22 protein-coding genes are annotated in these 23,692 nt (G+C 64.1%); 10 read left to right on the top strand and 12 right to left on the bottom strand.

Annotation, left to right across the window (positions count from 1 at the left end):
- Nucleotides 1-89: 89 nt before the first annotated feature.
- Nucleotides 90-1,037 carry an N-acetyl-gamma-glutamyl-phosphate reductase gene (gene argC / locus AB3K92_RS07880; RefSeq protein ID WP_369465767.1) on the top strand — a complete coding sequence of 316 codons (948 nt, stop codon included), beginning with the start codon at nt 90-92 and terminating at the stop codon, nt 1,035-1,037.
- A 158-nt stretch (nt 1,038-1,195) separates the two neighbouring features.
- On the opposite strand, the gene AB3K92_RS07875 is transcribed toward argC, so the two are convergent.
- Nucleotides 1,196-2,119, bottom strand: a complete 924-nt coding sequence (locus AB3K92_RS07875) for a LysR substrate-binding domain-containing protein (protein ID WP_059676697.1) — start codon at nt 2,117-2,119, stop codon at nt 1,196-1,198.
- A gap of 117 nt (nt 2,120-2,236) precedes the next feature.
- Between AB3K92_RS07875 and AB3K92_RS07870 the strand changes: the two genes are divergently transcribed.
- Nucleotides 2,237-3,322: a tartrate dehydrogenase gene (locus AB3K92_RS07870; RefSeq protein WP_059489900.1), complete on the top strand. Its 1,086-nt coding sequence runs from the start codon at nt 2,237-2,239 to the stop codon at nt 3,320-3,322.
- Nucleotides 3,323-3,813: 491 nt separating this feature from the next.
- On the opposite strand, the gene AB3K92_RS07865 is transcribed toward AB3K92_RS07870, so the two are convergent.
- Both AB3K92_RS07865 and AB3K92_RS07860 read right to left on the bottom strand, forming a co-directional pair.
- Nucleotides 3,814-4,293, bottom strand: coding sequence for a nuclear transport factor 2 family protein (locus AB3K92_RS07865; protein ID WP_048021168.1), 480 nt, complete (start codon nt 4,291-4,293; stop codon nt 3,814-3,816).
- A gap of 63 nt (nt 4,294-4,356) precedes the next feature.
- Entirely contained in the window at nt 4,357-4,962 is a 606-nt protein-coding gene (locus AB3K92_RS07860; protein ID WP_021163714.1) for a TetR/AcrR family transcriptional regulator, read from the bottom strand.
- 183 nt (nt 4,963-5,145) lie between these two features.
- Between AB3K92_RS07860 and AB3K92_RS07855 the strand changes: the two genes are divergently transcribed.
- Together AB3K92_RS07855 and AB3K92_RS07850 are read left to right on the top strand one after the other, a co-directional pair.
- A complete protein-coding gene (locus AB3K92_RS07855; protein ID WP_059489902.1) occupies nt 5,146-5,784 on the top strand; it encodes a GNAT family N-acetyltransferase in 639 nt (212 codons plus the stop codon).
- On the top strand, nt 5,781-6,197 hold the full coding sequence (locus tag AB3K92_RS07850; protein ID WP_230957060.1) for a hypothetical protein: 417 nt from the start codon (nt 5,781-5,783) through the stop codon (nt 6,195-6,197). The genes AB3K92_RS07855 and AB3K92_RS07850 overlap by 4 nt, the downstream gene beginning before the upstream one ends.
- Nucleotides 6,198-6,592: 395 nt before the next feature.
- Here the strand turns inward: AB3K92_RS07850 and tdh are convergent, their stop codons facing one another.
- Both tdh and AB3K92_RS07840 read right to left on the bottom strand, forming a co-directional pair.
- Entirely contained in the window at nt 6,593-7,621 is a 1,029-nt protein-coding gene (tdh, locus tag AB3K92_RS07845) for an L-threonine 3-dehydrogenase (protein ID WP_021163717.1), read from the bottom strand.
- Between the two features lie 13 nt (nt 7,622-7,634).
- A complete protein-coding gene (locus AB3K92_RS07840; RefSeq protein WP_048021161.1) occupies nt 7,635-8,834 on the bottom strand; it encodes a glycine C-acetyltransferase in 1,200 nt (399 codons plus the stop codon).
- A 161-nt stretch (nt 8,835-8,995) separates the two neighbouring features.
- Between AB3K92_RS07840 and AB3K92_RS07835 the strand changes: the two genes are divergently transcribed.
- From AB3K92_RS07835 to AB3K92_RS07825, 3 genes are all read left to right on the top strand, one after another.
- On the top strand, nt 8,996-9,607 hold the full coding sequence (locus AB3K92_RS07835) for a helix-turn-helix domain-containing protein (RefSeq protein WP_021163719.1): 612 nt from the start codon (nt 8,996-8,998) through the stop codon (nt 9,605-9,607).
- A gap of 140 nt (nt 9,608-9,747) precedes the next feature.
- Nucleotides 9,748-10,125, top strand: coding sequence for a DUF2471 family protein (locus tag AB3K92_RS07830; RefSeq protein WP_021163720.1), 378 nt, complete (start codon nt 9,748-9,750; stop codon nt 10,123-10,125).
- 109 nt (nt 10,126-10,234) lie between these two features.
- Nucleotides 10,235-11,260, top strand: a complete 1,026-nt coding sequence (locus AB3K92_RS07825) for a tyrosine-type recombinase/integrase (RefSeq protein WP_021163721.1) — start codon at nt 10,235-10,237, stop codon at nt 11,258-11,260.
- Nucleotides 11,261-11,396: 136 nt separating this feature from the next.
- On the opposite strand, the gene AB3K92_RS07820 is transcribed toward AB3K92_RS07825, so the two are convergent.
- Nucleotides 11,397-12,578 carry a DNA-binding protein gene (locus tag AB3K92_RS07820; protein WP_059552575.1) on the bottom strand — a complete coding sequence of 394 codons (1,182 nt, stop codon included), beginning with the start codon at nt 12,576-12,578 and terminating at the stop codon, nt 11,397-11,399.
- A 1,821-nt stretch (nt 12,579-14,399) separates the two neighbouring features.
- On the opposite strand from AB3K92_RS07820, the gene AB3K92_RS07815 reads away from it, so the two are divergent.
- The gene (locus tag AB3K92_RS07815) at nt 14,400-15,767 is read left to right on the top strand and encodes a replication initiation protein (protein ID WP_059495289.1); all 1,368 of its coding nucleotides are present in this window, start codon (nt 14,400-14,402) and stop codon (nt 15,765-15,767) included.
- A 90-nt stretch (nt 15,768-15,857) separates the two neighbouring features.
- On the opposite strand, the gene AB3K92_RS07810 is transcribed toward AB3K92_RS07815, so the two are convergent.
- From AB3K92_RS07810 to AB3K92_RS07800, 3 genes are all read right to left on the bottom strand, one after another.
- Nucleotides 15,858-16,919, bottom strand: coding sequence for a ParB/RepB/Spo0J family partition protein (locus AB3K92_RS07810; RefSeq protein ID WP_021163724.1), 1,062 nt, complete (start codon nt 16,917-16,919; stop codon nt 15,858-15,860).
- Between the two features lie 23 nt (nt 16,920-16,942).
- Nucleotides 16,943-17,605: a ParA family partition ATPase gene (gene parA / locus AB3K92_RS07805; protein ID WP_021163725.1), complete on the bottom strand. Its 663-nt coding sequence runs from the start codon at nt 17,603-17,605 to the stop codon at nt 16,943-16,945.
- 463 nt (nt 17,606-18,068) lie between these two features.
- On the bottom strand, nt 18,069-18,311 hold the full coding sequence (locus AB3K92_RS07800; protein WP_369464763.1) for a hypothetical protein: 243 nt from the start codon (nt 18,309-18,311) through the stop codon (nt 18,069-18,071).
- A gap of 398 nt (nt 18,312-18,709) precedes the next feature.
- On the opposite strand from AB3K92_RS07800, the gene arsC reads away from it, so the two are divergent.
- Nucleotides 18,710-19,066 carry an arsenate reductase (glutaredoxin) gene (gene arsC / locus AB3K92_RS07795; protein ID WP_111999542.1) on the top strand — a complete coding sequence of 119 codons (357 nt, stop codon included), beginning with the start codon at nt 18,710-18,712 and terminating at the stop codon, nt 19,064-19,066.
- A gap of 126 nt (nt 19,067-19,192) precedes the next feature.
- Here arsC and AB3K92_RS07790 read toward each other — a convergent pair whose 3' ends face one another.
- A complete protein-coding gene (locus tag AB3K92_RS07790; protein ID WP_059553207.1) occupies nt 19,193-19,408 on the bottom strand; it encodes a zf-HC2 domain-containing protein in 216 nt (71 codons plus the stop codon).
- Nucleotides 19,386-19,985, bottom strand: a complete 600-nt coding sequence (locus AB3K92_RS07785) for an RNA polymerase factor sigma-70 (RefSeq protein ID WP_042976293.1) — start codon at nt 19,983-19,985, stop codon at nt 19,386-19,388. The genes AB3K92_RS07790 and AB3K92_RS07785 overlap by 23 nt, the downstream gene beginning before the upstream one ends.
- A 365-nt stretch (nt 19,986-20,350) precedes the next feature.
- On the opposite strand from AB3K92_RS07785, the gene AB3K92_RS07780 reads away from it, so the two are divergent.
- Complete coding sequence (locus AB3K92_RS07780) at nt 20,351-20,905, top strand: NADPH-dependent FMN reductase (RefSeq protein ID WP_011353625.1); 555 nt, start codon at nt 20,351-20,353, stop codon at nt 20,903-20,905.
- Nucleotides 20,906-20,950: 45 nt separating this feature from the next.
- Here AB3K92_RS07780 and AB3K92_RS07775 read toward each other — a convergent pair whose 3' ends face one another.
- The gene (locus AB3K92_RS07775) at nt 20,951-23,215 is read right to left on the bottom strand and encodes a hybrid sensor histidine kinase/response regulator (RefSeq protein WP_042976295.1); all 2,265 of its coding nucleotides are present in this window, start codon (nt 23,213-23,215) and stop codon (nt 20,951-20,953) included.
- Between the last annotated feature and the right edge of the window lie 477 nt (nt 23,216-23,692).

Genomic DNA, 23,692 nt, shown 5'->3' with positions numbered 1-23,692 from the left:
TGATGGTCAGTAAATTCAACTTTTTCTATTCTAGGCGCTCGGTGGACGATACGGCTTTCCCGACCACGAACGCAAGGAACGCGACCACCATGAGCCAGCCCACTGTCTACATCGACGGCGATCAAGGGACGACCGGATTGCAGATCCACGAGCGCCTGCGCGGGCGCACCGACTTGCGGCTCGTCGCGCTGCCGGAGGCCGAGCGCAAGGATCCCGTGCGGCGCGCCGAGGCGATCAACGCAGCCGACATCGCCATTCTGTGCCTGCCCGACGCGGCCGCACGCGAAGCGGTCGGCTTCATCCGGAATCCGGCGGTACGCGTGATCGACGCGAGTTCGGCTCATCGCACGCAGCCGGAATGGGTCTACGGCTTTCCCGAGATGGCCGACGGGCAGGCACGGGCAATTGCACACGCGCGGCGTGTCACCAATCCGGGCTGCTACCCGACCGGCGCGATCGGGCTGCTGCGGCCGCTGCTACAGGCCGGGCTGCTGCCGCGCGACTACCCGGTGAGCATCCATGCCGTGTCCGGATACTCGGGCGGCGGCCGGACCGCCGTCGACACTTTCGAAGCGAACGACGCTTCGCGCGCGAAACCGCTCCAGGTCTACGGCCTCGCACTCGCGCACAAGCATGTGCCCGAGATCCGGCTGCATGCCGGTCTGGCGAACCGTCCGTTGTTCGTGCCGGCTTACGGTGCCTATCGGCAAGGCATCGTGCTCACCGTGCCGATCGAGTTGCGCCTGCTCCCTGCCGGTGTGACCGGTGAGCAACTGCATGCGTGTCTCGCGCACCATTACGCCGAGTCGCACCACGTCGACGTCACACCGCTCGCGGACACGCATGCGATCACGCATCTCGATCCGCAAGCGCTGAACGGCACCAACGACATGCGGCTCGGCGTGTTCGTCAATGCCGAGCACGGCCAGGTGCTGCTGTCCGCCGTGTTCGACAATCTCGGCAAAGGCGCATCCGGCGCAGCCGTGCAGAATCTCGACCTGATGCTCGGGGCGGCAGGCGCGGCACAAGCGGCGTAAGCCGTATGCGGGCACCAGCGTCGGCAGGCCCGGCACCTCGCGACCGCGATGTGTTGGTATCCGTTCGACGCGACTGGCTCGCGACGCGATTGCGAGCCGGAAACGGGGCCTGCCGATGTTGTGCGCATGCCCCCGTAAAAGCTCACCTTTAGCCGGTTTCAGGCCGTATCGTCACCCGCCGCGGCATTCAAGACAGCCAGCGTCTCCATCAGAAAATCCACGCACACGCGCACTTTCGCCGACGCGGCCACGCGCTCCGGATATACGGCCCAGATGTTCGCGGGCTGGATTGCGTCCGGCAGCACGCGACACAGTGCACCGCGTTCGATCAGCGGCGCGGCTTCCCAGATCGAACGCAGCACGATGCCGCGCCCGGCCAGCGCCCATTGCACGGCGACCTCGCCATGGTTCGTCGACAGCGCGCCGCCAACCTTCACCGTGGCCGTTTCACCGCGCACGTTCAGCCGCCACACGCCGAACGGGTGATCGCGCTCCTTGATGGCAAGACAGTCGTGCGAAGCGAGATCCGCGAGCGAGCGCGGTGTACCGCGCCGGGCGAGATAGTCGGGCGACGCACACAGCACGCGGTAGTTCGCGGCAAGGCGGCGCGCGATCAGGTGATCGGCGATCTCGTCGCCGATGCGCACGTCGAGGTCGTAGCCTTCGCCCGCGACGTCGACGAGCCGGTCGAACAGATCGAGCCGCACGTTCAGTTGCGGATAGCGTGCCGAGAAGTCGAGCAGCGCCGGCGCGACGATGTGCCGGCCGAAGCCGAAGCTGCTCGAAATGCGCAGCGTGCCGCGCGGCACCGTGCGCGTGGTCGACACGTCCTCGACGAGATGATCGACGTCGTCGAGAATCTTCTCGGCGCGCGCGAACACGCGCTCGCCTGCTTCCGTGACCGTCACGCGGCGCGTCGAGCGATGCAGCAGGCGCGTGCCGAGCTGCGCCTCGAGCAACGCGATGCGCTTGCTGACATAGGCAGGCGACACCGCGAGCTGCTCGGCGGCTGCGCTGAAGCTGGTCAGGCGGACGACCAGGCTGAACACGCGCAGGTCGTCGAGATTCGGCGATTTATTCACGATTCGTGGAAAGTCGATTAACCTTTCGCGCGATTTTAATCCAGATGGAAATAAATAGAATGACGTGACGCGCCGCTGCCTCTTTCCGCGGCCAGCCCACCAGCCAAGGAGCTTTGCATGACCGACAGGACCTACAGAATTGCCGTGATCCCCGGCGACGGCATCGGCCGTGAAGTGATGCCCGAGGGCCTGCGCGCGCTCGACGCCGTGACCGCGCGCTTCGGCATCCGCTTCGACTTCGTCCAGATCGACTGGGCGAGCTGCGACTACTACGCACAGCACGGCAAGATGATGCCGGACGACTGGAAGGCGCAACTGTCGGGCATGGACGCGATCCTGTTCGGCGCGGTCGGCTGGCCCGCGACGGTGCCCGATCACGTTTCGCTGTGGGGCTCGCTGCTGAAATTCCGCCGCGAATTCGACCAGTACATCAACCTGCGGCCCGCGCGCCTGTTCGACGGCGTGCCGTCGCCGCTCGCCGGCCGCCGCGCGGGCGACATCGACTTCATGATCGTGCGCGAGAACACCGAGGGCGAGTATTCGTCGGTCGGCGGCACGATGTTCGAAGGCACCGATCGCGAGATCGTGATGCAGCAGGCGATCTTCACGCGTCACGGCACCGAGCGCGTGCTGAAATTCGCGTTCGAACTCGCGCAGCGGCGCGCGAAGCGTCTCACCGTCGCGACGAAGAGCAACGGCATCGCGATCAGCATGCCGTGGTGGGACGCGCGCACGGCCGAGATGGCCGAACGTTATCCCGACATCGCCGTCGACAAGCAGCACATCGACATCCTGTGCGCGCGTTTCGTGCTGCAGCCGGATCGCTTCGACGTCGTCGTCGCGTCGAACCTGTTCGGCGACATCCTGTCGGATCTCGGGCCCGCGTGTACGGGCACGATCGGCATCGCGCCGTCGGCGAACCTGAACCCCGACCGCACGTTTCCGTCGCTGTTCGAACCCGTGCACGGTTCCGCGCCCGACATCACGGGGCAATACATCGCGAACCCGGTCGCGATGATCTGGTCGGCGGCCCTGATGCTCGACTTCCTCGGCAACGGCGCAGGCCGCGAACGCGAAGCGCACGATGCGATCGTCGCCGCGATCGAGGACGTGCTGCGCACGGGGCCGCATACGCGCGATCTCGGCGGCAACGCGGGGACACAGGAAGTAGGCGAGGCGATCGCCGCGCGCATCGCGGGCTGACGATCAGGCCCGGCGCAATCGCACGCGCCGGGCAGAGGCTGCACGAATCGGTGTGCGGTGAGTTGCACGCCATGCGTTTGCGCACGCATGCGAATTCCCGAGCCTGCCTGGTGAAGTCGAGCGGTGAGCAACGTCGCACTGCAACGCGCACGGCACGCGCCATCAGGCGTCGACGTCGATACGATCGGTGAGTTGCACGCCACACGCGTGCACACCGATCGTCAAACCGCTACCGGCCCCGATCGATCGGTGAGATGCATCATGTGGTGAAGCACACCGTTGCATACCGATACGCGCATCACGAAATCCCGACGTGCATGGCACGTCCGCTTTGCCCGGGACGATGCCGCGTCGAACGGCTCGAAGCACACAGTCCGACGCGACATTTCCCTTCGTCCCGAAAAACCTCACCTTCAGCGCATCGACTCCCGAATTTCCTCACCGTTGAAGCCCGGTGATGCGTTCACCGGTCCGTCCAGTCGGCACGCGCGTCACAGGCCGAGATCGGACAGCCCGGGATGATCGTCCGGACGACGGCCGAGCGGCCAGTGATAGAGACGATCCTGCTCGCGAATCGGCAGGTCGTTGATACTCGCGTGACGATGCGCCATCAGCCCGTTTTCGTCGAACTCCCAGTTTTCGTTGCCGTACGAACGGAACCAGTTGCCGGCATCGTCATGCCATTCGTACGCAAAGCGCACCGCGATGCGATTGCCGTCGAATGCCCACAGCTCCTTGATCAGCCGGTAGTCGAGCTCGCGCGCCCACTTGCGCTGCAGCAGCCCGACGATCTCGTCGCGGCCGGTCACGAATTCCGCGCGATTGCGCCATCGGCTTTGCGGCGTATAGGCGAGCGACACGCGCTGCGGGTCGCGCGTGTTCCACGCATCCTCGGCGGCGCGCACTTTCTGGCGCGCCGTTTCGAGCGTGAAGGGCGGAACGGGCGGACGGACTTCGAGGGAAGCGGACATGGGTTGCTCCTGTTCAGGTTCTGGCCACGGACGACCGCGGCCGGTTCGGATTCGCTGCTTCGACTACCGTGATACCGCGTCGAGCAGCAGTTCGGCCGTCGCGCGCGCATCGCGCGCGGCGTTTGCATCTCCACTGACGAGCGCCACGCCGATTGCGCCGTCGATCAGCACGAGCCACTGACGCGCGATGCGCGCGAGCCCACGACGCTCGATGCCGGTTTCATCGGCATACGCATCGAACCGCTCGCGCACGAACGCCAGCAAGCGTGCCTTGTGCGCGCGTGCGACGACGCGCACCGGATCGTCGGCATCGGGAATCTCGCCCGATGCGTTGAGGAACGCGCAGCCGTGAAAGTCGGGTTGCCCGAACCAGTCGCGCAGCACGTCGAACATGCCGAGCAGCTGCACGCGCGGTGCCTTGCCGCGCGCGAGCGTCGCGTCGACGAACCAGCGCATCCAGCGCTCGTCGCGACGTTCGAGTGCGGCCAGCACCAGCGCCTCTTTCGATTCGAAATGCGAATAAAAGCTCTTTCGCGCCGCGCCGGATCGCTTGACGATCGCGTCGACACCGGTTGCATGGATACCGCCCGAGTAGATCAGCGCTTCGGCTGCATCGAGCAGCCGGTCGCGAACGCCCGGTTCGCCGGAAAGGTCGTGATGTGTGTTCATGGGTTTACGGTAGAACGATCGTTCTCCATCGTCAACACCCGGATGAAAAAGCCCTGCTGGCGGGAGGGCTGAAGCGCAACCTGGCCGCGCGATGCGCGCCCGCCGCGTTTACGACATTTTTTCTTGAAGCGGACACGCGACGCTCACTACACTTCGGTCACCCCGTCTGGGCGAAAGGACATCATGCAGCGACCGGAATCCGCGCGCCCCGCGCGCGCCTATGCGGCTTATGCCAAGCGGCTCGATGGCCGCATCGTCGTGCGGCGCTTCGACCCGCGCAACGATTCATACGACACGTTGACCGCGCTGCTGCATCGCGCCTTCGCACCGCTCGGTGCACTGGGCTTCAACTGCCCGTGCGTCGATCAGCCGGCCTCGGCGACACGCGAACGCGTGCTCACCGGCGAGTGCTTCGTTGCGCTCGGCAACGCGCATCTGGTCGCGACGATGACGATGCGTTCGCACGATCCCGATTCCCGCTGCGATCCGTACCGCAGCCGGCACGTCGCGACGCTCGGCCAGCTGGCCGTCGATCCCGTCTGGCAGGACCGCGGCATCGGCCGATCGCTGCTCGCATTCGCGCAACGGCGGGCCGCCGCGCGCGGCGCGACGCACCTGGCGCTCGACGCACCTTACGCGGCGGTCCGGCTCATCGATTTCTATCGTCGCGAAGGATTTCAAGCGGTCGACGTGATGCGCTTTCCGGGGCACAACTACGACAGCGCGATCCTGTGCAAATCGGTCTGCGTCACGAACGGTCGCATCGGTGCCGGTGATACGACGCGGATCGACATTGCACGACCGGTCGGTGCCGCGTCGTGAAACACGACATGCCGAAGCGCGAAGGCGGCGACGATCGCACCCGGCTCGCCGTCCGGCAGGCACGCGTGCGCGCTGCACTGCGGCTGCGTGGCGTGTTGAAGCTGACGATCGTCACGATCGCGGTCGCGCACGCGCTGGCATTCGTGTTCGACAACCTGCTGGTCGTGGCCGGTTTCGCGCCGGATGCCGCAGCGGTGCTGCTGTTCCGTTTCGTGACGTGCGCGCTGGTCAGCTTCTGGCTGCAAGCGGATGCGCTGCGCGCGTATCAATACGCGGCGCAACACGGGTTCGTCACCGCGCCCGGAGTGCACGGCGGCCCGGTCGACGTTGCGCCGCAGTGTCCGAGACGCTGGCTCGTCGTGTTGAGTCTTCAGCTCGACCCACGCGGGTTGAACGGTGAACGGATCAAGTAGCCGTCGGCGCACCGATCGACGTCGATCGATATCGAATGGTTTCACGCATGAGTGAGTCGCGACGATGCGCGCAGGCTCACGGTTGACGCCACGGTTCGGCACGACATCGCGTGCGGCGCATGACGAGCGGTCGCGCGGCAACGCAAGCGGGGAAGTGTCTGGAAGGGGAGAGCAGGTGCCGGAAGGCACGAGGGCGGAAAGCGACGCAGCTTCCGTCAGGTGAAGTGAACGTGCGATTGCAGTTCACCGATGCGCGATCGTGTCGCGATTCGGCGCGCCATCACAGCTCCCGAATAATCTCACCTTGAGCCCGGATTCGTGCGTTTCGGCCTCGGAAACGCAGACGTAAACGAAAGCGGGGCAGGCGGCGAACACGCAGCACTGCCCCGCGGCACTCAGGCCGTCCAGTCGAGAATCACCTTGCCGCTCTCGCCGGACAGCATCGCGGCAAAGCCTTTCTCGTAATCGTCGGCCGCGAAGCGATGCGTGATGATCGGCGACAGGTCGAGGCCGCTCTGCAGCATCGCGACCATCTTGTACCAGGTCTCGAACATCTCGCGGCCGTAGATGCCCTTGATCTCGAGCCCCTTGAAGATCACCTGGTTCCAGTCGATCGCCGTCTGCGCGGGCGGAATGCCGAGCAGCGCGACCTTGCCACCGTGGTTCATCGCCTCGAGCATGCTCGTGAACGCGCTCGGCACACCCGACATTTCGAGGCCGACGTCGAAGCCTTCGGTCATGTGCAGGTCGGTCATCACGTCGCGCAACGACTCGCGCGCGACGTTGACCGCGCGCGTCGCGCCCATCTTGCGCGCGAGTTCCAGCCGGTAGTCGTTGATGTCGGTGATGACGACGTTGCGCGCGCCTACGTGCTTCGCGATCGCAACAGCCATGATGCCGATCGGGCCCGCGCCGGTGATCAGCACGTCTTCGCCGACGAGGTTGAACGACAGCGCCGTATGCGTCGCGTTGCCGAACGGATCGAAGATCGACGCGAGATCGTCGGAGATCTCGGGCGGGATCTTGAACGCGTTGAATGCCGGAATCGCCAGATACTCGGCGAACGCGCCTTCGCGGTTCACGCCGACGCCGACCGTGTTGCGGCACAGATGCCGGCGCCCCGCGCGACAGTTGCGGCAGAAGCCGCACGTGATGTGGCCTTCGCCGGACACGCGATCGCCGATCGCGAAGCCGCGCACTTCCTGCCCCATCTCGACGATCTCGCCGACATATTCGTGACCGACGTGCATCGGCACGGGAATCGTCTTCTGCGCCCAGTCGTCCCACTTCCAGATATGGATGTCGGTGCCGCAGATCGCCGTGCGGCGGATCTTGATCAGCACGTCGTTGTGGCCGACTTCGGGACGCTTCACGCGCGTGAGCGTGAGGCCGGGGCCGCGTTCGAGCTTTGCCAGTGCTTTCATGGTCGCGCCTCCGTCAGATCACGCCGAGCGACTTGCCGACGCGCACGAACGCGGCGACCGTCTGGTCGATCTGTTCGGGCGTATGCGCGGCGCTCATCTGCGTGCGGATGCGGGCGCGGCCGCGCGGCACGACGGGGAACGAGAAGCCGATCACGTAGACGCCTTCGCCGAGCAGCCTGTCGGCCATGTTCGTCGCGAGCTGTGCATCGCCGAGCATCACCGGGATGATCGGATGCGCGCCCGGCACGAGCGTGAAGCCGGCTTCGGTCATCTGCTTGCGAAACCGCGCGCCGTTCTCGCGCACACGCTCGCGCAGCTTCGCGCCTTCGTCGCTGCCGAGCAGTTCCAGCACCTTCAGCGATGCCGCGGCGATGCTCGGCGTCAGCGTGTTCGAGAAGAGATACGGGCGCGAGCGCTGGCGCAGCAGCTCGACGACTTCGCGACGCGCGGCGACATAGCCGCCCGATGCGCCGCCGAGCGCCTTGCCGAGCGTGCCCGTGATGATGTCGACGCGGCCTTCGACGCCGCAGTGCTCGGGCGTGCCGCGGCCGTGCGTGCCGATGAAGCCGACCGCGTGCGAATCGTCGACCATCACGAGCGCGCCGTAGCGATCGGCGAGATCGCAGATGCCTTTCAGGTCGGCGATGATGCCGTCCATCGAGAACACGCCGTCGGTCGCGATCAGCTTGTGGCGCGCGCCCGCTGCATCGGCTTCCTTCAGCTTCGCCTCGAGGTCGGACAGGTCGTTGTTCTTGTAGCGGAAACGCTTCGCCTTGCAGAGACGGATGCCGTCGATGATGCTCGCGTGGTTCAGCTCGTCGCTGATCACCGCGTCGTTCTCGTCGAGCAGCGTCTCGAACAGCCCGCCGTTCGCATCGAAGCAGCTCGAATAGAGGATGCTGTCCTCGGTGCCGAGAAAGGCGGCCAGCGCGCTTTCCAGTTGCTTGTGCACGGTTTGCGTGCCGCAGATGAAGCGCACCGATGCCATGCCGAAGCCGTCCTGGTCGAGGCCGGCCTTCGCCGCATCGATCAGGCGCGGATCGTTCGCCAGGCCCAGGTAGTTGTTCGCGCAGAAATTGAGCACGCCGGCACCGCCGGCGAGCCGCACGGCTGCCGCCTGGGGACTCGCGATCTCGCGCTCGGTCTTGTAAAAACCGTCCGCGCGGATCTGGTCCAGCGTCCCGCGCACCTGGGCGAGAAAGGCATCACGCATCGCAAAGCTCCTGACAGGGTTTCGCATTCCGCAACGCGCCACTCGTGGCGGCGGCGCAACGGCCTGCTACTGTTATAGTCGGTCGTTCGGTTGACCGCATTTATCCGATATTCCGAACTAGAATTCGAAATACCGAACAACTCTAAGCGAACGGAATCCAAATGGCAAGTTCCTCCGGTTCGCGGCGCACGCCTGCCAGCGCCGCACCGCAACCGCCGGCCGCCACGCCGCCGCGTGTCGGCGAGCAGATCCAGCGGCTGCGCAACGAACGCAAGCTGACACTCGACGACCTGTCGCGCGCAGCCGGCGTATCGAAATCGATGCTCTCCGAGATCGAACGCGACAAGGCCAACCCGACGATCGCCGTGGCGTGGCGGCTGACGAACGCACTCGGCATCACGCTCGACGAGCTGTTCTCGCAACCGAAGGCGCCCGAGACGATCCGCGTGGACGGCCCGCACGACATTCCGACGCTCGCCGGCCATGACGGCCGATACCAGTTGCGCGTGTGGGGCCCGATCGACCTCGCCGGCAAGTTCGAGTGGTACGAGCTGACGCTGCCGGGCGGCGGCGCACTGATATCGAACGCCCACGAGCCCGGCACGCGCGAGCACCTGACCGTGCTGCAGGGCGCGATGGAAATCGAAGCCGCGGCGGCAAGCCGGCGCCTGAAGGTAGGCGACACCGCGCGCTACCCGGCCGACGAGCCGCACGCGATCCGCAATCCCGGCAAGGCCGAGGCGCGGGCACTCCTGATCGTGATACACCGCTGACGGCGAGGATAGCCGGCCGAAAGGCCGATTGCAGGCCAGTTGCGGAAAACACTGTATGTTTGTACAGTATACGGACATTCCGCCATGCATGGGCTGGAGCCGGCGCACCGAGGCGCCTGCCCGGTCGACAGGAGCCTGCAATGACAGAAGAACAAGATTTGGCCGCGCTCAGCTTCAAGGCTGCCGCGCACGACCTCGAGCTGATCGTTCGCCATATCGCCGGGCGTTATATCCGCCAGCGCGTGCCGCTGACGTGGCGCCTGCTGCACGCGATCGAAGCCGAGGCGCTTGCCGATCTCGGCTTTGCCAGCCGGCACGAGGCCGGCATGCGTCAATTGTTCGAACGGCCGTCGGACATGACGTTTCCCGAAACGGACGATCCGATCGACTTCGGGCGCTCGAACGCGCTACCCGCCGTATTTTCGTTCGCGGTGCTCGCGTACGAAGCCGCGTCAACCTCCAATGACACCGCGCCTCGCGAGCGGGCTCACCGCCCGTCCAAGGCGTGGGGCGACTGACTGCCCGCCCGGGCCGTCACGCGTGGCGGCCTTGTCCTGCCCCTTGCCTCTTGATGCCCGAGACGTTGCGGAAAGGGCTACCATATACGCAACTAACGGAATAAATCACATGTCCCTTCCCGCCTCTCCCGACACCCCGGCACGCCCGGAAGAAACGGACCTGTTCGACCGCGGCGCGTCCGACTGGATCGCCTCTCCCGAAGCCGCATTCGATGCATGGCTCGCCATGCAGGACTATCGTCGCTCATCGGCCGACGTCTATCGCGCGCAATGGGGCGCGTTTCTCACGTGGCTGCGTACGCACCAGAAGAATCTGGCGACGGTCGATACGGCAACCATTGCGAATTTCGTCGGCGAGCTTCCGATCCGGAAAACCCAGCGAATGCGCTATCTTCGGCTGATCGAGCGTGTGCTCGACCATATCCGGCGCACCGAATACGCGTCGACCAACCCGGCCCGGTTCATTGCTCAGGATGGCGAAGCGAACTGGCGCAAGGCTCGCGACAACGAACCTACCGGTTTCCTCACGCCTGCCGAGCGCGCGACGTTGCTCACGTACCTGTTTTCGCCGATCGGCGTATCCGGTTCCGCGTACTGGAAAGAGCGGCGCGACCGCGCGCTCGTTGCCGCGTTCCTTGGCGCCGGCATTAAAACCGGTGAAGCTCGCGCACTTACGATTAGTTGCATCAATACGGCCGGAACGTCACTTCAGATCGAGTCGACGCACCCTGATTTCTCGCGCGAAACCCATCTGGCGTCGTTCGCGATCGCCCTGCTCGAAGCGTGGCTCACCGAACGCAAGCGCCAGGAGATTCCCGGCGAACTCGTGTTCCCCGCATCCCATGCCGGGCGGCCGATGCACAAGGCGACGATGCTGCGCGCCATCGACGCGATCGTCGAATCCGCCGGGCTCACGTCGTCACGCACCGCGCGCGCCAGCCCGCAAACCCTGCGTAATACCTACGCGGCCGAACTGTTCGAACACGACGTTCCGCCCGAACGAGTCGGCAAATGGCTGGGCTTCATGCGACCGATCTCGTCGAACCGCCTGCATCGCGCATGGAAGAACTGGCGCGACGGTCTGGCCGACAACAATGCCGACGGTGACGCGTCGGGCATCGACGAAACTCACTGATCCTCAAACGGCTGCTCACGCCAAGCGACCCGTGAGCAGCCTTGTGTGGCACAGCCTCACCGTTCAATCGCTCCCGAAAAACCTCACCTCTGGTTTCCCGGATCGTCTCACCTGTGCGATGCAGCCGCCCCTTGCGTCACGTGCGCACAAAGCGGGCGACGGCTTCCAATCGGGATGGCCATGCGCCAGAAGCGTGTTCGCACTCTGGGCAGGCCACTTCAAAACCCTCTTTTCCGTGCGACAGCTCGGGCTCGCCGTCGCAATGTGGGCAATGAGCCGGTACCGGCGTCTCTTGATCCAGTGAGGTACCGATCGCGGCAAACGCCTCCGCATCCAGTTGCCCGGCATCAGCCAGGCGGCGGATCAGCGCGGCGATTTCCGGATTCATTCCGCGGCTCGCGCGCAGCAAACTCACATCGCGCGTCGCGCGTTCCAGTTCGTCTCCCTGGCTGCGCAACTGTTCTTCGAGCCGGTCGGCACGCGCCTTGGCCGCACTCAATTGCTGCAGGAAATCGAATTCCTTGCGCTGAACGTCGCGTAAGCCGTTCTGGTAGGTCGACGCCGTGCTGCGCAACGAATCCAGCTCGACCAGCATCGGCTTCACGCGGCGTTCGGCTTCGGCCACCGCATCCTTGATTTGCTGCGCGTAGTGCTCGGTGCGCTGCTGCAGTTCGGCTTGAAGCGCATCGATGCGGTCGCGCAGCGTGGCGTTCTGCGCCTGCTCGGCTTCGACACGGCCGACCGCCGCAGCCAGTTCCTTCTCCAGTCGAGCGACTGTGGTGAGTAACGTCGCTTCGCTTGCCGAACCGTGCGTCGTTTGCGATGCGAGCTGGACTTCGAGTTCGGTCACGCGCGCCTGCAATTGCTCGTTTTTCGCTTCGCCACGTGCGAGCGCGCCTTCGAGCGTCTCCTGGCGGACGATTGCGTCGCGCAACCGCTGTTCGGCGTCGGCCACGTCGGCGCGGACCTGTTCGCGATCGACGTCAAGGCTGTCTCGCGCGGCTTTCAACGCTTCTTCATAGAGTGCCCCGAGCAACGCGCCGGCTTTTTCCTCGACGGCTTTCGGAATTGCGGCACCGTCGAGCCTGACCTTGGAGGCGGAACGGATACGCTCCCAGAAATGGTCGATGTCTTTCGGGATATCGCTGGCGCTCCCGGTCTGAGTGAGATCGCGGACGTTGGCAGCCGACGGCCGGATGCCAAGATCGAAGAACAACCGCTTGCATGCATGCAGCGACAATTCCTGCCGCCGCGCACCTTTTGCACGCAGCGATTCCAGTTCGTCCCGAATGGTTTGGCGTATTTCGTCCAGGGTCATCGCTGTGCTCACAGACATTGAAGTGTGGCAATCATAACGAAATACGTACTTATTGATACTTTTTTCGGCTCGGCGTTGTGAATTTACGTCGCTTCGCACAGAAATCGGGTCTGTGAGCGGATCTGGGCGACTGTGGTCCAGGATTCCGTGAAACAAAGCGAAGAAAGTTAGCCAAGTCCTTGTCGTACAAGCGTTTTCCTGTCGATCCCGAATTTTGGCATTTGTTTCACATGACCGCGGATCCGGTTGCCTGTCGGTGTTCAGGGGTTGGGGTGTCTGTGGAAAACTCTGCAGCCGATGTCTTGAGAGTATTAGAAGTAAACACCCTTGAACCCTTAGTTAAAAACGTTAACGCCACGGCACAGCCTTATGCTGCAAGGCTTTCCGGCCGACAAGGTGAAGTTTTACGGGAGCCAAGGTGATCTTCTGCGGGAGCTGAAGTGATGGGGTTCAGGGAGCTGCGTGAGCCGTTGCGGGAAAGGTCGTGAGCGGATTCGGGATCACAGTGAAACACGAGATTTCCCAAAGGTGAGGCTTTTCGGGGCCTCACAGCCACAGAACCCGCGCTGTGCCTGACTGCACAGTTTTCTGCCTGTGCAGACATAGGTGAGAATTTGCGGGACCTTCTTTGTGCCCCGATTCTGCCCATCTTTTAGGCAGTTTCTGTGAAAGGTGAGGTTTCACGGGACTCCGCGGGCGTTTGATGTGAGGATTTCCGGGAAACGGACGCCATTTTGCACAGCAAAAGTGCTCTCGTGGGCCTGTGATGCACTAAAGGTGAGGTTTTTCGGGAGGGAAATCCGGGTTTTCCTGCCCGGATCCCGCTGAGGTGAGCTTTTTCGGGGCATGGATCACAGGCTGTGATTCGGGCCACAGGTGAGCCTTTTCGGGAATGGAATTTGCCCGAAAAATGGTCAAAGGTGAGGCTTTTCGGGATCCGTGGACGGTCAAATTGGCCGAAAAGCCCGCCAGGACTGGAAGAAATCTCGTTTTTGCTGTGCCTCTTTTTGGCACAGGTGAGATTTTTCGGGGGGCCACACACCGTTGTCGTATGACGGATTTCCATCGAAAGGTGAGGCTTTTCGGGGGATGTCGGCGTCGCACAGCCAAATGCCTTCTGTGCATAAGTATCGGAAGGCATTGAGGTTTTTGATACCGCGTCAGTTACGGTGAGATTTTTCGGGAGCCATTTCCGTGCCAGAGGCGGCCCAGCGATTTTTCGGTAAGGTGAGCATTTTCGGGAGGCTCTGGTGGCGAATCCCGCGCGTGCCGGGCATTCGTCGGTATCCAGACGAATGAACATGCTGTGCTCAAGGTGAGTTTTTTCGGGACCCGATACGGTTTGTGCGCTGTACAATGCGCGCCCGGGCCGACACAGCAGGCTCGTTCGGGTCGCGCGGGCCGGTTTGGCGGGCGTCTTCCGGGGTGGCCGGCCCGATCACGATCGCGCGGTGGGTCGCGCCTGTACATGCATACAGGGCTGAGCGGGTCGATCGGGAAGCGCGATGAGGTGGGATCGCAACCCTGTGCCGAACTTCCGGCAGCGCAGTCGTAAAATTACGACAAATCGAAAGGTGAGCCGATACGGGAGCACATTTCGCACGTTCCGTGCACAGGTGAAATTCTGTGAATCGGCGCATCCCGCAGCACGTCTGGACGAGTCCGGAACGCTGCAAATCCTGACTGGTGAGGGTTTTCGGGAGCGCCTGGGGTGAGTGCCGTTTTACACGCGCACTTCACCCGCTATGGTGAGCATGTCGTTCTGGACGCACTTCACCGCAGACGCTATCCTTCCGGAAAACTTCTCCTCCGACCCGACGTATGGCCACGACGAAGCGCGCCAAGAAAACCGATGTGGATGTGGTGAGTGCCAGTTCAGCCGAATTGCGTAAGGCCGTCGAGGCGATCGCAATTCAGCCGAAGAGCGGCAAGATCACGCTCCTCACTCGCAAGCTGTTCAATGTCCTGCTGGCCGTGGCGCAGCAGGCCGACGACTCGGGCGATACGTATCGCGCGCTGCTCTCGGACATCGTCGCCAACTCCGCCTTCGATTCGAACGACACCGCGCTGGTGAAGGAACACCTGCGCCGCATGGTGTCGGTGCAGGTCGAATGGAGCACGGGGACGTCGAGCCAGAAGCCGGGACGCAAGTGGGGGATCTCGACGCTGATCGCAGACGCCGAAATTCTCGAGGATCCGGCGACCCGCCGCGTGTGGGTCGAATTCTCGTTCGCGCCGAAGATCAAGAAAAAGCTGCTCGACCCGGTCCAGTATGCGCGCCTGAGCCTGCAGTTCCAGAGCCAGCTGCGCAGCAGCGCCGGCCTCGCGCTGTACGAAATCTGCGTGCGCTACCTGACGAACCCGAGCCACCTGACGATGCGCGAGCCGTGGGAATGGTGGCGGCCGATCCTGTCGGGCACGCCCGACACGGAAGCCGGCGACGAAGCGAAACGCGAGTACAAGTACTTCAAGCGCGACTATCTGCGTCCCGCGATCGCGGAAGTCAATGCGGTCACCAACATCTTCGTCGAGCTGATCGAACACCGTGAAGGGCGTCGGGTCGCGGAGATCCAGTTCCGCGTGACCGAGCGCAAGCAGCCGATGCTCGCGCTCGACGAACATCCGAACGTGTTCGACAGCACGCTGGTCGACCGGATGGTGAAGATCGGGATCCCGCTGAAGGAAGCGCAGACGCTCTATGCGGACAGCGAGGAAAACCGCATTCGTGCCGCGCTGCAGATGACCGAGCAGCGGATGCGCAGCACGACGCTGCCGCCGGTGCGCAGCGCGCCGGCGTTGTTCAAGGATGCGCTGAAGAAGGGTTATGCGCCGCCGGTCGAATCGGTCGACGCGCTGCCTGCCGGCACGCCGCCTGCGAAGATGGCGGCGGCCCAGCCGGACGATCTGAAGGCGCGCCTGTTGAGCGAGTTCGCTGCGTTCCGTCGCAAGGAAGCGAAGGTGCTGTACGAAGAGCAGGGCGACGCCGAGCGCGAAGTGGCGCGCGAGTCGTTCGAGTCGGAGGCGCTGCCGACGATGGGCACCCATCTGCGCGACGACTGGCGCAAGCGCGGCCTCGATTCCAAGCTGGCCGAGACGGCCTTTTTCGACTGGCTGGCCCAGAAGACCTGGGGCGAGCCGACGGACGGCGACCTGCTGTCGTTCACGCTGAACCAGTCGCGGGCCGCCTGAGGCCCGCTCAGGCCCGCTGACGGGCCGCCGCCGGCCCCGCCCTCGGTTGGCGGGCCCGGCATCTTCACCAGGCCCAGCCGGCCGTTTCCATCACTCCGACAACAGCATCCGCTCGAGCTGCTCGAGGATCGCGTCGCGCTTGTCCTTCGGGAGGCCGCGCAGGCGCAGTTCGATGCGATCTTCGCCATACGACTTCAGGTCGCCGACCGACTTGCCGCCAAGCTTGATCTCGAGACGCTGCGCATAGCGCTGACGGCCGGCAGCCTTCGGCGTTTCCTGCGCCGCGACGCGGCCCTTGACGATGTCCGACACCTGGCGCGTGCTGAGATCGTCCGACACGATCTTGTTGATCAACCGCAGCGTGGCCTCGGTGCCGCGCGCGTTGTGATAGCGGCCGACCTGATACGCCATGTTTGAACCGAAGCGATCGGGGCGCGCGACCATTTCCTGCATGATCGCTTCCGGCAGTTTGCCGATCGACAGGGCGACGGCCACCGTCGATTCGTCGAGGCCGAGGTGCTCGGAGAGTTCCTTCTGGCTCTGGAAATGCTTGTCGTCGAGGAAGCGGCGCCACACGACGGCATTATCGAACACCGTCTGCGAATCGCGCTGGACGTTGAGATCGTAGCCGAGCTTGTAGCTCTGGATGCCGATCGGCACGTCGATCACGATCGCCTTGACCGATTCCTTGTTGGCTTCCTTCAGCGCCCGCACGCGGCGGCCGCCATCGCTGACGAAATACGTGCCCGGATTGTCATAGTCCGGAATCACGTGGATCGCCTGCTGTTGCCCTTGCTTCGCGAGGTTGACTGCGAGTTCGGCAATCGACGATTTCAGATAGAAGTGCCGCGGATTGAACGGGCTATGCTTGATCGCCTTCAGCGACAGCTCGATCACCTGCCCGGGCGCATAGCGGTTCTCGAGACGCCACGCACGATATTGCGCCGATTCATCGATCGACGGATCGAGCGTGAGTTCGGGAGCGGGCTGCGGCGCGGTGTCTTTCTTCGCGGATTTGGTCGGCGCCGGGGTGGGGGTCTCGGACTTGACGATGCCGTCGATCGCATTGAGTCGATCGAGCGCCGTGCGCTTCTCGCTCGTCGTGATATCCGGGCGCGCTTGGAATCCTTTGGCAAATTGGGAGGGTTTCATGTGACTCCTTTGTGCGCATAAAGTCAGGGCAGCATCGCGACGATTTCGTCGGCGCATGCGCGAATTTCCATGGCGGCCAGCTTGCCGCCACGATCGTTCATCTGCAGCACGGTCTGACCGAGCGCCATCGCCTGCTTGTACGCCTCCCGGGTCGGGATCTGCGTTTTCAGCAACGGGAAGCCGAGTTCCTCGAGCGCGCGCTTGAGCTCGCGGGTCAGCATGCGCTTCTCTTCGGTCTTGTTCAGCAGGAAGACTGCGCGGAGGTCTTCGTTCATGACCTGCGCCTGCTGGATCAGTTTGACCAGCCCGACGCTCGACCAGTAATCAGCCGGCGACGACGACGTCGGAATCACGGCAATCGATGCGGCCAGCAGGACGACGCCCGACACCTTCTCGGTGATCGACGGCGGGCAGTCCACGACGATGATGTCGTAGTCGTTGATGAACTTCTTGATCTCGCGATGGATCTGGCCATCGGCTTCGGCAAGGTTGACGACCGGAAACGGGATGCCGTTTTCGCTGTCGCCGGATGCGCTCGACCAGTGAACCAGCGTGTTTTGACGGTCTGCGTCGATGACGAGGACGCGCTTCCCTTTTTCATGGAACGCGGCACCGAGGTGCATGGCAATCGTGCTTTTGCCGACGCCACCTTTTTGTTGAGTGACTGCAATGATTTCCGCGGCCAATTTTCACTCCTATTTTGGTCGTTGGAATTCTACAGGACGATATTTGAATTTCAATGAAATTGTCGTTCGACAACTACGCATTGGCCATTCGGGCTATCGGTTTATGCGCATAAACGAACCGGAGATGGCGAGTGACTCGATTGGAGGGTGTGGCACGTGCCTGCAACGTCGATGAACGGGACGGGGTTTGAGTCATCGAGTGTGGCGTCGTCGGTGTGAATAGCGAGTTGCCGCGGGATCGTGGCGCGTTGTCCTTTCCGTTCGATGAGGCGGTTTGGGCCGAGAGCTGGAGAGTTTGTGCGCATAAACTCCGCTGAAACCGTGGCTGTCGATCGCGCGACCGAGGGAGCGACTCTTCTGAGAGTGGAGTGTGAGCGGTATGTCCTGGCCCGTAACAATCCGCGTTGAGGCGTGCCACTGAACCCGAGTGCGTCGGCATAACCCGCCCCCTTGGGCGCCTCGTTTATGCGCATAAACTGCGGCCGATGGCGATGGCGATGGCGATGGCGATGGCGATGGCGATGGCGATGGCGATGGCGATGGCGATGGCGATGGCGATGGCGATGGCGATGGCAAGCGGCAAGCGGCAAGCGGCAAGCGGCAAGCGGCAAGCGGCAAGCGGCGAAGGATCACGTCCCGACTGCTCCGGAATCCAGTGCGCGGCGATTGACCAGCGGGCATGTCGACGTAGCTCCCCCATCCACATGAGGACGTTTCCACAGCTACCGCGCCGCGAATCGAGAGGTACCTCACCCGGCAATCAAGCGCTTTATGCGCATAAACCAACCGGCGTGCGACGCAACCGCCCCCCTCCTTTCCGGTCAGAAACGCCCATCGTATTGATCCGGCGTATGGCACCTCGATCCGTCATCCCGTGACAGAAAGAAAGCTGCTCACCTTTATGCGCATAAACACATCAACGCAACGCCGTGAAGCACATCCCGAACAGCACTCCCCTCTCATGGCCTGTCGCACTGCCTCATCCACCTGCTTCTGCGAAGCAGCGAATCCACTCGAGATCCCGCCATCCCGCGCCAACCTCCCCGCCCGGACACCCGATTCAGACTGGCTACAATACGGGGCTCTACCCTCCAGGCTTGAACGATGATCACGATCTACCACAACCCCCGATGCTCGAAGTCGCGCGAGACGCTTGCCTTGATCGAGTCGCTGAATACCACCGGTGCGCCCCTGAATGTCGTCGAGTACCTGAAGACGCCACCGACGGTAGAGGATCTGGAAGCACTGCATCGGCAGCTTGGCCGCCCGGTTCGAGACATGCTGCGCGACGGTGAGGAACCGTACAAGACGCTGAATCTGGCCCGCGCCGATCTGACCGACGCACAAGCCTACGCGGCGATTGCCGCTCATCCGATTTTGCTGCAGCGGCCCATCGTCGTTTATCGGGGCAAGGCCGCCATCGGCCGGCCGCCCGAATCGGTGCGGGCGCTGTTTGAATAATTCTTGCCCGCCGTATTTTTCTGATTGCGTCGGCCCGGCGCAAACAAACATCGGCATTCGAAGCCGACACGATCGCCGAACACCATGCGACCACCACCCGGGCGATCGCAGCCGGGCGAGCCGCCCCTAGCCTTCCCCGGACGACCCATCAGCGTCGTCCGGCCCCCGCCCCGCCGCCGCTTTCGCGGCCGTCCGCAGCAGCGCGATCTGACCGCGATAGGCCCTGCAGCCACTGCAGGTCGGCAGGTGTACACGCACCTGCAGGCGCTCATGCAGGGTCAGATGCCGGTCGAGCGCATCCGACAGCAGTCGCGTCACGTCAGTACATTTCCCCGGCAGCATCTTCGGTCGTCAGTCCTTTTTCACTGAGGCAGGTTCGCAGGCGCGTGCGCGCCCGATACAGCAGCACGCTGCAATGATTCGTCGTCAGCGTCAATTCGCTGCAGATGTCCGTGATCTCGACATCGAGGAATTCGCGCATCATGAACACGCGCCCGATCTGCTCCGGCAGGTGGTCGAGGCAGGTCTGGAACAGCGTCCAGAACTGCTGCTGCTGCAACAGCGTTTCCGGGCGCGGCCACGGTCGCGGCTTCGCATGCGCGGCCCAGTGCCCGTTTTCCTTGAACAGCTCGCGATCGAGCACCGATTCGCCGTCGAGCTCGGCATCGAGCGCCGACAAGCTCACCGTCCGCTGCCGCGCGCGCAGCACGTCGATCAGCTTGTTGCGCAGGATGCCGAACACCCAGGTCTTGTGGGCCGACAGCCCGGCGAAATCGCCCGCGTGCGACCACGCGGCGGCGAGCGCTTCCTGCACGGCGTCTTCGGCCGCGTCGGCATCGCGGAGCTGGAGTCGCGCGAAGCGCAGCAGGTCGCGCCGCAGTTGCGCGAGATAGGCGGGATCGTCGTATTCGGACGGCATGTCTGGGTTGCGGTGTCTCGAGGCAATCGCGTGCGCCACCGAGCGGGCGCGTCGCGGTGCGAGCAGCTTACTGGGCGCGGTGCCCGCCTGCAATGCATGTTCCGTCGCGAATTCACGAAACCGGTCGACGCGCTGCGCTATGCTTGCCGAACCCTGTGTCGTGTGTCGACTTCGACACGCGGCGGGCAATGTGTAACGTCCGATCATAACGGCCAAGTTATCCACAATTTCTGTGGAAAACCTTGTGGAAAGTCGGCCGGGCGGCCCCGTGGGGCGGTTCGCGGGCTGGCTTGCCTATAAACAGACCTTTGTCGCTCGTTCGGAAGCAATCGATCCGATTCCTCACTCACCGGAAGGAGAATGTCATGTCCTATCGCATCGCCGTGGTCGTCGGCAGCCTGCGTCGCGCTTCGTGGAACCGCGCGCTCGCGCACGCCGTGATCTCGCTCGCCCCCGCCGATTTCTCGTTCGAGTTCGTCGAGATCGGCGAACTGCCGCTGTACAGCCAGGACTACGACGCGGATTTCCCGGAAGTCGCGAAGCGCTTCAAGCAGTCGATCGAAGCCGCCGATGCGCTGCTGTTCTTCACGCCCGAGTACAACCGCTCGATTCCGGGCGTGCTGAAGAATGCGCTCGACTGGGGCTCGCGCCCGTGGGGTTCCAATTCGTGGTCGGGCAAGCCGGGTGCGGTGCTCGGCACGTCGCCGGGTGCGACGGGTACCGCGCTCGCGCAGCAGCACCTGCGCAACGTGCTCGCGTACCTCGACGTGAAGACGCTCGGGCAGCCCGAGATGTTCATCAAGCACGATCCGGCACGCATCGACGATCAGGGCCAGATCGTCAGCGAAGACACCCGCAAGTTCCTGCAGGGTTTCGTCGATCGCTACACGGGCTGGGTGCGCTTGCTGAAGTCGGCCTGAGCGTCGCCCCGTTCATGCCGCCGGCGCCGGCCCGCGCGTAGCGGGTCACGTGCCGGTGTGCCGCGCGTGCCGTGCGTCGCGCGCTTCGCGGATGCCCAGCAGGATCTCGTCGAGCAGCGCGATGTCGAACGGCTTCGACAGCACGCGGACGTTGACGGTGCGCGTGCGGTCGAGTTCCTCCGCGTAACCCGTGACGAGAATCACGGGCAGCTTCTCCGGCCGCTTCTCGACTGCTTCGGCGAGGTCGATGCCGTTCAAGCGGCCCGGCATGTGGATATCCGAGATCACGAGGTCGAACGCGTCGTTCGCAGCGGCGCCTTCGATCAGGTGCAACGCGTCGTCGGCGGTGGGCGCGTAGGTCACGCGGTGCCCGAGCAGCGACAGCAGCGCTTCGGTGCCGGCCGCGACTTCGCTGTTGTCCTCGACGAGCAGCACGTGCAGGCCGGCGAGCGCGCCCGTGCCCGTGCCCGCGTCGTGCGCGACCGCCGGCGGCCGTGCGACGACATCCTCGGCGCGCGCGCGCGGCAGGTAAAGGCGCACCGACGTGCCTGCGCCGACCGCGCTGTCGATCGTCGCGAGGCCACCCGAGCGTTCGCAGAACGCGAATACCTGCGGCAGGCCGAGCCCCGTCCCCATCCCCTGAGCCTTCGTCGTGAACAGCGGCTCGAACGCGCGGGCGAGCACGTCGGGCGCCATGCCCGAACCCGTATCGTCGAGCGAGATCTGCACGAAATCGCCGGTCAGCGGAAAGCCGTCCTCGCGACGCAGCGTCACGTTGCGCGCGCCGACCGTGAAGCGGCCGCCGGCCGCCATCGCGTCGCGCGCGTTGACCGCGAGGTTGATCACCGCGAGTTCGAGCTCCGCGACGTCGACGCGGATCGGCCACACACCAGGCTCGATCGCGACGACCAGCGACGATTTCGAACCGAGCGACGTCTTCAGCAGTTCGCGGCATGTGCCGACCCATTGCCCGACGTCGATCGTCTCGTTGTGCAGCGGCTGCTTGCGTGCGACACCGAGGAGCTGGCGCGTGAGCGATTGCCCGTTCTTCAGCGCGCGTTCGATCGCGCCGAGTTCCTTGTCGAGATGCTGGACCCCGCGCCGCCGCACGATCTGCACGTTGCTCGAGATGATCATCAGCAGGTTGTTGAAATCGTGCGCGACGCTGCCGACGAGGTTGCCGAGCGCCTGCATCTTGCGCGACTGCCGGTACGCCGATTCGATCGACCGGCGCATCGACGCTTCGGCCTGCCAGCGATCCCACGCCTCCTCTTCCGCCTTCAGCCGCTTGAGCGACAGCCAGATCACCGACCACAGCGCGACCGACGGCGCGAACATCGAGAGGAACAGCACGCTCAGGTGTTCGTACCATTCACGCCAGATCGCCGATGTGCGATACGAGCACGTCACGTAGACGGGATAACTGCCGACCTGGCGATACGCGACGATCTCGCTGCTCCCACCGTCGTGGCGCACCCGCACGACGCCGGCGCGCGGATCGTTGCGCGCGTCGCCGAACGTGGCGGCGCGATCGGTATGCGCGAATGCAGGCGGCGGCGGATACGACGCGATCACCGCGCCGTCCGAGCGCGCGAGCGCCATCGTCATCGGCGTGCTCGCACCGCCGAGCAGGTCGCGGTAGAACGCGTTGAAATACGACGACTTCAGCGCGATCGACACCATCCCGGCGAACGAACCGTCGCTATGGCGACGCGCGACGCCCGTGTTGAACACGGGAATGTTCTCGAGCTTGAGCGGCCCCATCATCAGCCGCGAGATGTGTTCGATCACCTTGCCGTCGCGAATGCCGGCGAAATCGTCGCGGTTCGCGATCGACGCATAGGGCGCCGGATAGTAGAGGCTGTTCGCGAGCAGCATCCCGCTCGCGCCGAAGATCGACACGGCCGCCACCTGCGGATAGCCGCCGCCGATCGTGTTCAGCGCTTCATGGATGTCGGACTCCCTGTTGCGCACGGTCGCGTCGTCCATGTCCTGCACGAGATCGACGATGCGCGCATCGAGCGTCTCGCTCAGGTCGAACACCTTGAGCGCGTGCTCCTCGGCAACCCGCACGGTGCGCATCGTCACGTCGCTCGCGGCGGCCTCGCGCGTCTTCAGGTCGTTGTACGCCATCACCACGACGTAGATGCAGGGCAGCACGATCGCCGCGACGAGCAGCACGATCAGCGTCACGCGCCGCACCGCGAAATCGTGCTCGGGCGCACCGGACGCATAGTTGCCGTCGTCCTGCCAGTCGTCGGCGGGCGGGGAGGCGGGAGCGTGGGAATCGGCAGGCCGGTCGGACGTCATCGAGGAAGCGGGTGAGGCGAAGGTGCCTGCCATCATAAACGAGTTGCGACGGCCCGCCGTACAGCCCCGGATGCACCCGGACGCCAGTAATCCTGTCGATTCCGACAGGCGGAAATTGTCAGATTGAAAACGCGACGAATCCGGCAGCGCAAACGTACACAAGGAAAAATTTTGCGTGCTTATCTCGAAAATGGTCGCGGCTGTTTTCGGAATGGCGCATGTTCGGACCAATTCTGTCCGAAATGGTGAATATGGCGAGTTGCATCGCCTCCGGTTTACTCCGAGAATCGCGCCTTGCTTTCCCTATGACAGATATCTGCGCCTGCCGGCATTCGCCGCGCGGCGCGTCGCGCGCGCCCGCGTTGCGGCGCCCGCGCGCGGTTGCAAGGCGGCTGCCCGCGCCCGAACGCATTGGCGCCTCAAGAAGTGCGCCGCGCGGTCGTTAACGCGAGAGAGACCATTCCGTATACCGCTTCG

The sequence above is a fragment of the Burkholderia sp. Bmkn7 genome (genome assembly GCF_041103175.1).
Classification (GTDB): Bacteria; Pseudomonadota; Gammaproteobacteria; order Burkholderiales; family Burkholderiaceae; genus Burkholderia; species Burkholderia cepacia.
This window is presented reverse-complemented; position numbering and strand designations above follow the sequence as displayed.